General features: G+C 49.8%; 16 protein-coding genes and 2 pseudogenes. 16 read left to right on the forward strand and 2 right to left on the reverse strand.

The features are described 5' to 3' along the window. Nucleotides 1-176: 176 nt before the first annotated feature. The 16 genes and pseudogenes from JCM14467_RS17015 (at nt 177) to JCM14467_RS07650 (ending at nt 10022) form a co-directional block, all read left to right on the forward strand. Complete coding sequence (locus JCM14467_RS17015) at nt 177-1862, forward strand: FAD-dependent oxidoreductase (protein ID WP_252901073.1); 1686 nt, start codon at nt 177-179, stop codon at nt 1860-1862. Further along, nucleotides 1832-3160 (forward strand): NAD(P)-binding protein, encoded by a 1329-nt coding sequence (locus tag JCM14467_RS17020; RefSeq protein ID WP_252901074.1) that lies wholly within the window; start codon nt 1832-1834, stop codon nt 3158-3160. The genes JCM14467_RS17015 and JCM14467_RS17020 overlap by 31 nt, the downstream gene beginning before the upstream one ends. Next, complete coding sequence (locus JCM14467_RS17025; protein WP_252901075.1) at nt 3157-3639, forward strand: hydrogenase iron-sulfur subunit; 483 nt, start codon at nt 3157-3159, stop codon at nt 3637-3639. Before JCM14467_RS17020 ends, JCM14467_RS17025 begins: the two co-directional genes overlap by 4 nt. Continuing rightward, nucleotides 3636-3851: a hydrogenase iron-sulfur subunit gene (locus JCM14467_RS17030; protein ID WP_252901125.1), complete on the forward strand. Its 216-nt coding sequence runs from the start codon at nt 3636-3638 to the stop codon at nt 3849-3851. Before JCM14467_RS17025 ends, JCM14467_RS17030 begins: the two co-directional genes overlap by 4 nt. After that, complete coding sequence (locus tag JCM14467_RS07615; protein WP_054849696.1) at nt 3851-4153, forward strand: 4Fe-4S dicluster domain-containing protein; 303 nt, start codon at nt 3851-3853, stop codon at nt 4151-4153. Before JCM14467_RS17030 ends, JCM14467_RS07615 begins: the two co-directional genes overlap by 1 nt. A 113-nt stretch (nt 4154-4266) precedes the next feature. Then, nucleotides 4267-4377, forward strand: coding sequence for a citrate/2-methylcitrate synthase (locus tag JCM14467_RS17035; protein ID WP_252901076.1), 111 nt, complete (start codon nt 4267-4269; stop codon nt 4375-4377). Nucleotides 4378-4419: 42 nt separating this feature from the next. Further along, nucleotides 4420-4551 (forward strand): hypothetical protein, encoded by a 132-nt coding sequence (locus JCM14467_RS19465; protein ID WP_256359232.1) that lies wholly within the window; start codon nt 4420-4422, stop codon nt 4549-4551. 13 nt (nt 4552-4564) lie between these two features. After that, nucleotides 4565-4816 (forward strand): citrate/2-methylcitrate synthase, encoded by a 252-nt coding sequence (locus tag JCM14467_RS07620; protein WP_054849697.1) that lies wholly within the window; start codon nt 4565-4567, stop codon nt 4814-4816. Nucleotides 4817-5033: 217 nt separating this feature from the next. After that, nucleotides 5034-5594 (forward strand): 2-oxoacid:acceptor oxidoreductase family protein, encoded by a 561-nt coding sequence (locus tag JCM14467_RS07625; RefSeq protein WP_054849698.1) that lies wholly within the window; start codon nt 5034-5036, stop codon nt 5592-5594. Next, the gene (locus tag JCM14467_RS07630) at nt 5591-5944 is read left to right on the forward strand and encodes a 4Fe-4S binding protein (RefSeq protein WP_054849699.1); all 354 of its coding nucleotides are present in this window, start codon (nt 5591-5593) and stop codon (nt 5942-5944) included. Before JCM14467_RS07625 ends, JCM14467_RS07630 begins: the two co-directional genes overlap by 4 nt. Then, nucleotides 5941-6638, forward strand: a pseudogene (locus JCM14467_RS17040) (ferredoxin oxidoreductase); the annotation flags it as partial. The gene JCM14467_RS07630 and the pseudogene JCM14467_RS17040, both read left to right, overlap by 4 nt. A gap of 36 nt (nt 6639-6674) precedes the next feature. Beyond that, on the forward strand, nt 6675-7169 hold the full coding sequence (locus JCM14467_RS17045; RefSeq protein WP_252901126.1) for a hypothetical protein: 495 nt from the start codon (nt 6675-6677) through the stop codon (nt 7167-7169). Next, nucleotides 7159-8133, forward strand: coding sequence for a thiamine pyrophosphate-dependent enzyme (locus JCM14467_RS07640; protein WP_054849700.1), 975 nt, complete (start codon nt 7159-7161; stop codon nt 8131-8133). Before JCM14467_RS17045 ends, JCM14467_RS07640 begins: the two co-directional genes overlap by 11 nt. A 92-nt stretch (nt 8134-8225) precedes the next feature. Next, nucleotides 8226-9475, forward strand: a pseudogene (locus JCM14467_RS07645) (3-isopropylmalate dehydratase large subunit). Nucleotides 9476-9514: 39 nt separating this feature from the next. Further along, the gene (locus tag JCM14467_RS17050; protein WP_252901077.1) at nt 9515-9664 is read left to right on the forward strand and encodes a hypothetical protein; all 150 of its coding nucleotides are present in this window, start codon (nt 9515-9517) and stop codon (nt 9662-9664) included. Further along, nucleotides 9603-10022 (forward strand): hypothetical protein, encoded by a 420-nt coding sequence (locus tag JCM14467_RS07650; protein ID WP_252901078.1) that lies wholly within the window; start codon nt 9603-9605, stop codon nt 10020-10022. The genes JCM14467_RS17050 and JCM14467_RS07650 overlap by 62 nt, the downstream gene beginning before the upstream one ends. 268 nt (nt 10023-10290) lie before the next feature. On the opposite strand, the gene JCM14467_RS07655 is transcribed toward JCM14467_RS07650, so the two are convergent. Then, the gene (locus tag JCM14467_RS07655; protein ID WP_252901079.1) at nt 10291-11115 is read right to left on the reverse strand and encodes an ATP-grasp domain-containing protein; all 825 of its coding nucleotides are present in this window, start codon (nt 11113-11115) and stop codon (nt 10291-10293) included. Nucleotides 11116-11200: 85 nt separating this feature from the next. Then, nucleotides 11201-11719 (reverse strand): 3-isopropylmalate dehydratase small subunit, encoded by a 519-nt coding sequence (locus JCM14467_RS07660; RefSeq protein ID WP_252901080.1) that lies wholly within the window; start codon nt 11717-11719, stop codon nt 11201-11203. Nucleotides 11720-11783 lie beyond the last annotated feature (64 nt).

The raw sequence follows: 11783 nt of genomic DNA on the forward strand, positions 1-11783 counted from the left end.
GTAGTCTATATGGGTATACCTATATTAAGGCTCTATTTTACTGGGCGATTATAATTATAAATTATGATTATGCTTTATGAATAATTTTTAATAATTTAGAGATTAGTCTACTGGCTTATTAATCATTTATTATTGACTTAGGCAAAATTTTTAATTCACGACGCAACTCATTAGTCGTGAGTTATAGGGCGTTGGACGCTGATCGCGTCAAGAGACCATTGGGTAGGCTTAAGATAACGCCTGAGATGTGTATTGGCGATGAATTATGCGTCAAGAGGTGTCCAGTGAATATACTTGAGTTGTCCGAGGACACTAACCCCAGGGGTTACCACTACGTTAGGGTTAAGCCAGGTAGGGAGTTGGACTGCATGGCCTGCGGCATATGCGAGAGGGTCTGCCCGACGAACGCCATTTACGTTGAACGTGAGGAGGAAATAACGATTAGGGACTACATGGCGAAGATTGGCGAGACCAAGGCGTTGCAGGAGGGCCCGGCGAGTAATAGGGTCCTGGTGATTGGCGGTGGTATTGCTGGTATTGAGGCTGCCTTGGCTTTGGCTAACATGGGTTATAGGGTTACATTGGTTGAGAAGTCCCCGGCCATTGGCGGTAAGATGACGATGCTTGATAAGACATTCCCAACACTCGACTGCTCAATATGCATAGAAGGACCGCTAATGAGTGACACCTCGAATAATAAGAACATTGAAGTGCTCACGCTAGCTGAGGTAATGGAGTTGACAGGGAGCCCAGGGCATTATAAGACCAAGATCCTGATTAAGCCTAGGTACGTGACTGACGAGTGCACGAAATGCGGGCTTTGCGAAGAGGTTTGTCCCGTGGTGGCCGCGAGTGAGTATAATGCTGGTATTGGACTTAGGAAAGCCATATACCTACCCTTCCCACAGGCTGAGCCAGGAATATACGCCATAGACCCGAACCTATGCCTAAACAAGCCGCCGGAGAACATAGTCTGCAATAGGTGCGTTAGTGTCTGTGAGCCTAGGACAATACTATTCACCATGATGCCACGAATAATAGAGAGGGGGGTGGCCGCGGTCATCGTTGCCACGGGCTATGAGCTCGAGGGTACCGAGGTACTGGGTAGGTATGGCTATGGTAAGCACCCCGACGTATTGACGGCCATGGAGTTCGAGAGACTTGTTAACGCCACAGGGCCTTCGCTGGGTGAGGTCATTAAGCTGAGTAACCACAACCACCCAAGGAAGGTCCTCTTTATATCCTGCATTGGCTCGAGGACAAATAAGGCAAACCCGTATTGCTCAAAGGTCTGCTGCGAGTACCTACTTAAGCAGGCCATCTATGCGAAGAATCACGGTATTGAGGACGTAACCATACTATACATGAATGACGTGAGGACTTACGGCAAGGGCTTCGAAAACCTATACCAAAGGGCTGTTGAGAGGGGTGTTAGGATAGTCCATGGTAGGCCTATCGTGATAAGCCCTGTCAATGGCTCAATAAGGATTAAGTACGAGGACACTAGGAGTAGGGAGGTTAAGGTTGAGGACTACGATATGGTAGTCCTGGCGCCTACAATCAAACCACCAAGTGACTTAAGGAAATTGGCGAATATACTAAGTCTTGAACTCGATAAGTACGGCTTCATAAAGACGAACCCGGCAAACCCCGTTGAGACTAATTTACCCGGCATATTCGCTGCAGGTAGCGCAACCGGGCCGACGGATATTACCGAGTCCGTGCTCATGGGCCTCGCAGCCGCCGCGCAGGCGGCTAGTTTCATGGGTAGATCAACCATCGAGGTTGAGGAGTTCAGTGAGACCATAGAGACTGAGAAGCTAGGATTGGCGTGTTCGTTTGCCACTGCGGGAGTAACATAGCAGGTGTGGCCGATGTTAAGGAGTTGGTTAGGTTCTCCGGTGGTTTGCCTGGCGTGGTTTGTGCCGAGGACATACCCTTCGCATGCTCAAAGGCGGGCCTTGACAGGATTGCCGAGGTAATAAAGACGAATAACCTAAATAGGGTCGTAGTCGCCGCCTGTTCCCCGGCGACGCACCTAAGGTTCTTCCAGGACGCAGCTAGGAGGGCTGGGCTTAACCCGTACCTCGTGGAAATGGCTAACATTAGGAACCTCGACACGTGGGTCCACAACGATAAGGTCGTGGCTACCGAGAAGGCTAAGGACATGATTAAGATGGCCGTGGCCAAGGCACCATTGATGAGACCCTTTAGGCCTGAGAAGCTTGGCATAGTAAAGAGAGCCCTAATCATTGGCTGCGGCCCAGCGGGCCTTGCCGCAGCCAATACCTTAGCCAATGCAGGCGTTGAGACGATAATCGTTGAGTTAGGCGATAAGTGCGGTGGTAATTACCTAAATAGCTTCATGATTAATTACCTACCTGAGGGCGCCAGGGTTAGGGATACCATGGACAGGCTACTCAAGGTCCTCGACAACCCCAGGGTCAGGGTGTACTACGGAACGACGATTAAGGAAGTCACAGGGTTCACGGGTAACTTCCACGTAACCCTGACTAATGGTGTGGAGTTGGACGTAGGCACCATAATAGTGGCCACGGGCGCTAAGCCGAGCGATGCCGTGAAGCAGGTCATTAGTGATGGCTTAAACGTAATGACGCTACACGACCTGGTTAGTAAGGGCTTGAGCGTGGGTAATGACGTATTATTCATAGACCTGTGCGGTAAGCCCTATTGCCAAGCCGTTATGTTCAATGCCGCGCTGGCGCTTAGGAGGGCGGGTAGGAATGTCTATGTCGTGGTTAGGGATGTGATGATGGTTGGGACCCAATACGAGGACCTATACAGGGAGGTTAGGAGGGCTGGCGTCGTGATACTTAGGGTCCCGAGGGATGGGGACGCCATGAACCACGTGGCCCTGAACCACGACACTGCCGTAATTAGGGATGTGGAGGTTGGCGGTGAAGTCTCGATACACGTGGACTCAGTCGTATTGAACATACCCATGAGACCAAACTCAGACGAGGTGTCTAAGGTCCTGAGACTCTCTAGGGATCAGGAGGGCTTCTTGATGGAGGCTCACCCGAAGCTTGGTCCCGTGGACACCATGACCCCTGGAATATTCATAGCGGGTGCGGTTAGGGCTCATAGGGGCTTTGGCGAGGCCGTGCTAGAGGCTATGCGTCGGCTGCCAGGGCATTGACGCTACTGAGCCGTGACTACATAATTAAGGAGGTCTCAGTGCCCAAGGTGGACCCAAGCAAGTGCGTTGGTTGCCTACTATGCGTTAAGGCTTGTCCATACGGCGCCATTAGGGGCGAGCCTAGAAAGCCGGTGACCATAGACCCTGCGGCGTGCCAGGGCTGTGGTGCGTGCGTTGGTGAGTGTCCATATGGTGCCCTGGACATGGATATACTAAGTGATGATGCTATTATGGCTCAGGTTGAGGCTGCTTTGGCTGAGGAGCCTGAGAAGAAGGTGATTATGTTCACCTGCGCCTACTGCTCATACTATGCCGCCGACAACACAGGAATACTTAAGCTCCAGTACCCACCACATGTTAGGATAATTAGGCTACAATGCAGCTCAAGGCTTAATTGGAAACACGTCAAACGTGCCTTTGAGCTTGGTGCTGCCGGCGTATTCGTGACGGGTTGTAGCTTGGTGACTGCCACTACATAACCGCAAACCACAACACGGTTAGAAGGTTTGAGAATTGGAGGAAGAGGTTGAAGAACATAGGCGTTAGGGAAGATAGGTTCCAGCTTAGGTTATTTGGTGCGCCGGACGTTAAGGACTTCATAGAGGCTGCTAACGAGGCTAAGAGGATTGTGGAGTCGGTGACTAAGGAGGAGATCGAAATGACAAAGCAAAGAATCAAACAACTAAGGTGATGGGCATGGCTATGGCAAACCCGGCATTGAGGGAGGAGTTGCTTAAATTCGAGCCAACTGCATCACTGTGTTACCAATGCGGTACCTGCACCACCGTGTGTCCAATGACGGACTACGGACTAAACACCAGGTTGGTCATGAAGTTAGTCAACCTGGGAATAATGAATGACTGGGTGCGTAAAGTCATTTGGCTATGTACGGGCTGCGGTCTATGCCAGGAGAATTGCCCAAATGAGATTAGGATACCCAATGTTATTAGGTTCATTAGGTTGAGGGTAATAAATGAATCACGTAAGAAATAAGTAATTACCCAAACTTTAATAATTTTATTATTCTAATAGAATAAATTTTATTAAAAGTATTTTATATTCTATATAGAGAATATTACAGAAACCCGAAATCAAATGAGTCCTTGATGGCGTTTACGTTAAGGAGAGACACATGCCTAATAGACCTTGATAACGCCAAGATCTATTACAGGGGTTACGAGCTCGGTGAATTCGCCCTTAAGTCTACGTTTAAGTAGGCGGTACTTAAGGAGTTACCCAGCAGTTTAAGGCTTATTGACGTGCTTAGGCTGAGCATTGATTACCTGGGCACACTCAATAAGGAGGCAGTGGCTAAAGGACTTAATGAGGAGGGTAAGGCCATTAGATTAATAGCCATAGTGCCAACGATAGTTACCGCAACCGCAGACTAATCCTGGTGGATCTGTGCCGAAGCCCAGGCATGAGCTGAACCATGTCGCCAATTACTTCTACATGTTCTTTGATGGGGAACCTAGTGATGGGGAGCTCAGGACCTTAGAGTATGCTGCTGAGAGACACCTCAGCCATAAGGGCGTCCACGCAAATACTGACCTTTATGCATCGTTGGTTTATTATACGTTGGGCTTCCCAATGGAGTATAACCCAGTGAACTTCGCGTTAGTGAGGATTGTTGGCCGGATTGCCCCACGTGCTTGAGTACTGGGGATGGGTGGGAAATTGATAAGGCCCATGGAGCATTATGTGAGTTCGCATGGCTTGAGGTATATACCCATTGATGAGGGGTTGAACCCTTATTTATGGGCTTTATAGCATAGTGTATATGTGGTTTTCTACAGTAGGCGAATTTTATTATTATGAATCCCTAAAAATCCATAAAATTGTTTATAACTATAGGTAAAACGATAGAACCTACATGGCAGGTGAGGGTTATGAAATAGTATTCTTTGGGAGGGGTGGGCAGGGCGCTGTGACTGCGGCGCAGATAATGGCCCTAGCTGCGGTGAGTAAGGGCCTGTATGCTCTCGCATATCCTGAGTTTGGGCCTGAAAGGAGGGGTGCGCCTGTTAGGTCGTATTTAGTGATTTCCACTGAGCCAATAGAGGTTAGGGAGCCAATAGAGGAGCCTAACATATCCGTTGTCTTTGGCCCGGACCTGCTTAGGGTTAATCCTGAGATACCCGAGAGGACTCGGGATTACATTATCGTGAACTCAAGGCGCTTTGAGACCGTTGAGCCATACCTAAGGGGATTTAGGGGCGGTGTAATCCACATAAATGCCTATGACCTATCAACGAAGTACCTGGGCAAGGCAATAGTTAACACGGCAATGCTAGGCGCGTTGCTAAGGGCCTTTGATGCATTGACTGTTGATGACTTAGCCCAGGCAACGATAAAGGTTTTCGGCGGTAGGTTAGGTAAGGTGAATGCGGAGTTGATAAGGATTGCGTATAATGAGGCTAGGGTGATAAGATGAGTAGTGGTGCCTGGGCACCAAAGACGACAAAACCGCTGGGTTGGAGGGAGTTACCGGCGATTGGTGGTTATGTTATTGAGCCCATGAGCACGGCAAAGAATAACACCGGCTCCTGGAGGACTGAGAGACCCGTAATTAACCAGGACGCATGCATTAGGTGTAGGACCTGCTGGATATACTGCCCAGAGCCCGCAATACTAGAGCTAGACAAACCCTACGTGACTAAGGACGGTAGGAGGTATGAATTAACCTACGAGATTGATTACGACCACTGCAAGGGCTGCGGAATATGCGCACACGAATGCCCAACCAAGGCAATAACAATGGTACCCGAGGGTGCTGAGGAATGAGCCAGGCAGTTATTGAGCAAAGGGTTAGGAAGGGAGTGGTTAGGGATAGGGTTGCCGTGACCTCAAACCATGCCGCTGCCTACGCGGCTAGGGATTCCGAGGTTGATGTAGTGGCTGCATACCCAATAACGCCCCAGACGCCGGCCGTTGAGAAGATAGCCGAGTTCATAGCGAATGGCGAGATGAGTGCTGAATACATACCCGTGGAGTCTGAACATAGTGCATTATCAGCATTAATAGGTGCTTCAGCCGCAGGTGCCAGGACATTCACGGCAACCTCAAGCCAGGGACTATTCTACATGTACGAACTACTCTACATAGCCTCGGGCCTGAGACTCCCAATAGTCATGGCCCTGGCCACAAGGCTGCCTCAGCGCCGATATGCATCCACGGTGACTACCAGGACCTGGCATCCGTCAGAGATGCTGGTTGGGTTGTAATGATTGCGTCTAGTGCTCAGGAGGTTTATGACTCAATAATCATGGCCTACAGGATTGCGGAGGACAATAGGGTGCTGCTACCCGTAATGGTCTCCTACGACGGATTCCTAATGAGCCACACAACAGAACCCGTGGAACTCTATGATCTGGAGCTGATAAGGAGGTTTGCGCCAAAGAGGATTGATAGGCCTATACTAGACAGTAAGAGACCAATTACCATGGGCGTGATGGCAATACCTGATTGGTACTACGAAATTAAGTACCAACTGATCGATGCAATGCATAATTCAATGAGTGTGATTAAGGAGGTCCATGATGAGTTTAATAAGACCTTTGGCAGGAACTATAGGCTTATTGAGGAGTATAGGCTCGAAGATGCGGACTATGTAGTGCTAGCCTACGGCGGTATTTGGGGAAATGTCAAAAAGGCCGTTGACGCGGCTAGGAGGATTGGCATAGGGGCTGGGGCCTTAAGGCTTAGGCTGTTTAGGCCGTTCCCAACGGAGGAGTTGGTTAAGGCTGTTGAGGGCGTTAAGGCCGTGGCCGTTGTTGATAGGGCAGTGAGTCCAGGGGCTCCAATAGAAGGCCCGGTGGCTATTGAGGTTGCCACGGCATTAAAGTCTAGGGGATTGAATACGCCGGTGATCTCGGTGGTCCATGGGCTTGGACAGAGGACCGTGTTCTCAAGGGACATTGCTGAGTTAATAAGGATGTTAAGTACGTCGGAACCCATGGAAATGGCGAGGAGCACCATATACATGGGGGTGAGGGAGTATGGCGGTTAAGGTTAAGCTTGCTAAGTCCTTCTTCGACATACCGAGGGAAGAGTACTTCGCGCCAGGCCACACTGCATGCCCCGCATGCGGTGCTACCCTGGCGGCTAGGCTAATACTCAAGGCCTCTGGCCCCGACGTTATAATAGTTAATCCCACGGGATGCTTGGAGGTCACAACAACGATATACCCATACACCGCGTGGGGCGTGCCCTACATACACGTGGCCTTTGAGAACGCGGGCGCCGTTGCCGCAGGCATTGAGGCTGCCATAAAGGCGTTAAATAAGAATGGGTTGCTGAGGAGGAACACCAAGGTCATTGCTATCGCAGGTGATGGTGGTACTTATGATATTGGTTTGCAGTCGTTGAGTGGTATGCTTGAGCGTGGTCACGGAGTGCTCTACGTACTCTACGACAATGAGGCATACATGAACACAGGAATACAAAGAAGCGGTGGCACTCCCAGGTTCGCAAGGACGACCACAATGCCGGCTGGCACAGTCATTAGGGGTAAGATTGAGAAGAAGAAGGACATAATGAGTATTGTGATTGCGCACCACATACCATACGCGGCAACGGCTAATGTTGCTTACCCAATTGACCTCGTGAATAAGGTTAGGAAGGCCCTGTCGTACCTCGATGAAGGCCCGGCATTCCTACACGTACTAGCTCCATGCCCACCTGGTTGGGGATTCCCTGATGAGAAGATGATAGAGATAGCCAGACTAGCCACGGAGACGGGCTACTTCCCACTATACGAGTGGGACCACGGTAGGTTAATCATAAACCCACCGAGTGACGTGTACATGGATAAGAAGTTACGTAAACCACTTAGGGAGTTCGTTAAGGCCCAGTCCAGGTGGTCCCACGTGACTGATAACGAGATTAAGGAGCTCGAGAAGGACATTGATGAATTCCTGGACTATCTATGGCAGTTATCAATGAGCTCAGGAGTCCCAGCACCATACAAGTGATGATATTATTGTGATTACTCAATCAATAAACGTATTCATAACCTCTGTATCCTAGGATAAACCATATAAATACTATATATTAAGATGTGCCAATGGGCCTAACACTGACAGAGAAAATACTCAACAGGGCCTCAGGCAAGTCGGTAAGCCCTGGCGATGTTGTCGAGATTAACGTAGACCTAGCCGCCTTCCACGACCTCACTGGTTACCACGTTGTTGAGGTCATGGAGAAGATGGGTACTGTCAAGGTCTGGGATGTTAATAAGTTCGTCCTAGCCTTCGACCACCTGGCACCACCACCCACGGAGAGGGCTGCCGAGATACAGGTTGGGCTTAGGAAGTTCGCTAAGGCGGCTGGCGTTAAGTTCTTCCATGACGTCGGCGACGGCATACTCCACCAACTACTCCTTGATTACTACGCACTGCCTGGCCAGGTGGTTATGGCCGCTGATAGTCACACAACCACGGTAGGTGCCGTGGGCGCCTTCGCCCAGGGACTTGGGGCGAGTGATATAGCCGCGATAGTCATTACTGGCAAGACCTGGCTAGTGGCGCCCGAGCCATTTAGGGTTAGGATACTTGGCAAGCCAGGCCCTGGGGTTTATGGTAAGGACGTGGCACTTCACTTACTCGGTGTGTTTAGGGCTGAGGGATTGAACGGTAAATCCGCAGAGTTCATAGTAGAGAACCCAGGGGCATTCCCAATGGATTACAGAGCTACGGTATCGAACATGGGCATTGAACTCGGTCTCGACGCAGCCATGTTCGTGCCAGACTCCGAGACCATAAACTACATCAGGGAGAGGAGAGGTATTGAGGTTAAGCCTGTGACGCCGGATCCAGATGCGAGGTATGTGGATGGCTATGACGTGGAGCTAAATAGGCTTGAGCCGCTTGTGGCCGCGCCGCACAGTGTTGATAATGTTAAGTCCATAAGTGAGGTTGAGGGTTTGGAGGTTGACTACGTGTTTATAGGTTCATGCACTAACGGTAGGCTCAGTGATATTGAGGTTGCGGCGAAAATACTGAGGAATGGTAAGGTAAGGAGTAGGTGCGTTGCAATACCAGCCTCAAGGGACATTTACATAAAGGCCTCGGAGCTAGGCTACATAGACACCTTGGTTAGGGCAGGCTGTGTGGTGACTTACGGGACCTGTGGACCTGCCTAGGTGGGCACTTCGGACTCGTGGGCCCTGGGGAGGTGGCTATATCCACGGGTAGTAGGAACTTCAGGGGTAGGATGGGCTCGCCAGAGGGTAGGGTTTACCTGGCGAACGCCGCCGTGGCCGCGGCAGCCGCGTTGAATGGTAAATTCGTAGACCCTAGGAAGTACCTGACGTGAGGACTAGGACTTATTAATACCTTAAATACTAATATTAATATGAGTAAGTCAAGGATTAAGGGCAGGATTGGGCATATATACATTATTAGGCGTAGGATTGGGCATATTTGGGTGATTGGTCGTGGCGGTGAGGGTAAGGGTGAGGTTGAGGACGGGAGGGAAGGAGGTAGTAACGACGGCGCTGGTTAACACGGGCTTCGAGACGGAAAGACCGCAGGTACTAATACCACTCAACCTGGCCAGGGCATTGTCACTATGGCCACCGCCGGAAAATGCTTACCTAATTGAGCTCGGCACGGCTGGCGGTCCAGTTAGGGAGTACGTGGTGCCCGATGCCGTGCGCATAGCTGTGGTGACTAACGATAGGGAGACCAGCGAGGTTATCTGCGACGCAGTAATATCGCATATCGAGGAGGAGGTAATCATAAACGATAAACTATCCGAGGAACTGGGCATTGTCATTCTGGCGGCAGGCAGTGGTAAGTGGAGGTTCATTAATGATGACACTAATCTTATTAGGCTCTCAGAGACTCCGCAGTATTGGTGATAACACAGGTGGCAAACCTCGCCTTTCTAGGGCAGGGTAAGGATTTTTTTAAACTAGATTAATTCTCCCTACTGTCCACTAGGTCACAGGCTGCACAGTGACTTGGACGGTGCATTAAATATACTAAGGAAAGCCACAGGGAAAATCATTAATAGTATAGGAAAACCCCTTTCCTTCATCGTTGATCACAACAGAGTAGTTCCCGTAAAAGGGGGTAACGCCCAAGACCCAGGTAAAACCCCGCCCTTTAGGGCGGGGAGTGGGTCAGTTAATTTAAGCCAACGGTGAAGAAGTCGTTACCTGGTTCATCATCCTCATCCCAATCATCTAATTCAATGTCTTCCTCCTTATCTCTCAACTCCTCATCCTCATTAATGATGAATAATTCCCTACCGCCCAACGACTCCCTAATGCTGTTGATTATTGGGTCCCATAATGCCCTGGGTGCGCTTATGTGTATTGGCTGTGTAATAGTTTCATCAGTACCGAAGAGCTCATCGAGCACTATGGACCAGGTTGAGTCATTCACATCTATCGAGAAGCTAACATCGTGTAGCGCCTTGACACCGCTGAACATCGTTACCTCATTTATTGTAATCCTCCCATCGGTAAATACGTACTCCTCAGTACCTATGACTCCGCCTCCATACATACTCGTGGTTAGGTGCAGCGCCACAGCATCAGCGATGGAGTCCTTAATGATCTCCTTAACCATCTCCAATGAATCCTCAAGGGAGTACCTGTATATGTTGGGTGAAGGCACATAACGCCTAATGACATTTAACGGCGCACTTAGGCTTATGAGGCTGTATTTACGGCCCTCACTATGCATGAAGCTTATAATTACACCACTCAATTCCCTTAAATACTTAACAGGCGCCTTCACGTACACGTGAGCCTCGCCCTCCACAACCCTAGACCTAGACCTCCCAGCCCTAATTAACAGCTTATGCCTCCCATACGACCAAGCCTCGCACTTGACACTCCTACCCCTACTAAGGTTTACGTGCACCTCCTTTACGCTCCTCTCCTCAATCCAATCGAGAACTTTACGCCACAGTTCCTGAGCCTTAACATTATTAGAAGTGCCCATACCAATACACACCTTACACTATCAAATTTTGCAAACTAATTTATTAAGCACTCCCTGCGGCTTTACACGACATGAACAATGCACCCTACATTATTCGTGACCCATAGCGCGACTTAACATACTCAAGCAACCCACCACTCATCAGTATCTCCAGGGCCATGCCAGTTATCGGCCTTGCCCTAAGCACCTTCTGGCCGTTATTTACTACTACCTCGCCAGTACCCACGTTGACCCTAACGAAGTCGCTATCATTAACCTCCCTACTAATGCCGGGCACCACGAGGACTGGCAATCCATTGTTAATGGCGTTCCTGTAGAATATCCTCGCGAAGGACTCCGCAAGCACGGCCCTAACGCCGGCAGCCTTCAGGGCTATTGCTGCCTGCTCACGGCTTGAGCCCATGCCAAAGCCCCTACCAGCAACGAGTATCACGCCCTTACTGGCCTTCTCGAAGAAGTTCGGTATTAATGGCTCCATGGCGTGTTTAGCAAGTATTGATGGGTCTGTGTACACGAGGTACCTGGCGGGTATTATGACGTCAGTGTCTATGTTATCGCCAACCTTTATCACCAGACCCTCAACAATGAAGTCCCCAGACCCCACGATGTATGTAATGCACGCTACTATTTAAGCTTTATATCCCTCGGGGCATTCATAATTAGATTAC

The sequence above is a fragment of the Vulcanisaeta sp. JCM 14467 genome (assembly GCF_001316245.1).
Classification (GTDB): Archaea; Thermoproteota; Thermoprotei; order Thermoproteales; family Thermocladiaceae; genus Vulcanisaeta.

What these genes read in the sequence shown, in the direction of transcription:
- JCM14467_RS07615 (WP_054849696.1), top strand. Translation starts at nt 3,851, where the DNA reads ATGGGCATGGCTATGGCAAACCCGGCATTGAGGGAGGAGTTGCTTAAA.
- JCM14467_RS17035 (WP_252901076.1), top strand. Translation starts at nt 4,267, where the DNA reads ATGGCGTTTACGTTAAGGAGAGACACATGCCTAATAGACCTTGATAAC.
- JCM14467_RS07625 (WP_054849698.1), top strand. Translation starts at nt 5,034, where the DNA reads ATGGCAGGTGAGGGTTATGAAATAGTATTCTTTGGGAGGGGTGGGCAG.
- JCM14467_RS07630 (WP_054849699.1), top strand. Translation starts at nt 5,591, where the DNA reads ATGAGTAGTGGTGCCTGGGCACCAAAGACGACAAAACCGCTGGGTTGG.
- JCM14467_RS17045 (WP_252901126.1), top strand. Translation starts at nt 6,675, where the DNA reads ATGAGTGTGATTAAGGAGGTCCATGATGAGTTTAATAAGACCTTTGGC.
- JCM14467_RS07640 (WP_054849700.1), top strand. Translation starts at nt 7,159, where the DNA reads ATGGCGGTTAAGGTTAAGCTTGCTAAGTCCTTCTTCGACATACCGAGG.
- JCM14467_RS17050 (WP_252901077.1), top strand. Translation starts at nt 9,515, where the DNA reads ATGAGTAAGTCAAGGATTAAGGGCAGGATTGGGCATATATACATTATT.
- JCM14467_RS07655 (WP_252901079.1), bottom strand. Translation starts at nt 11,115, where the DNA reads ATGGGCACTTCTAATAATGTTAAGGCTCAGGAACTGTGGCGTAAAGTT.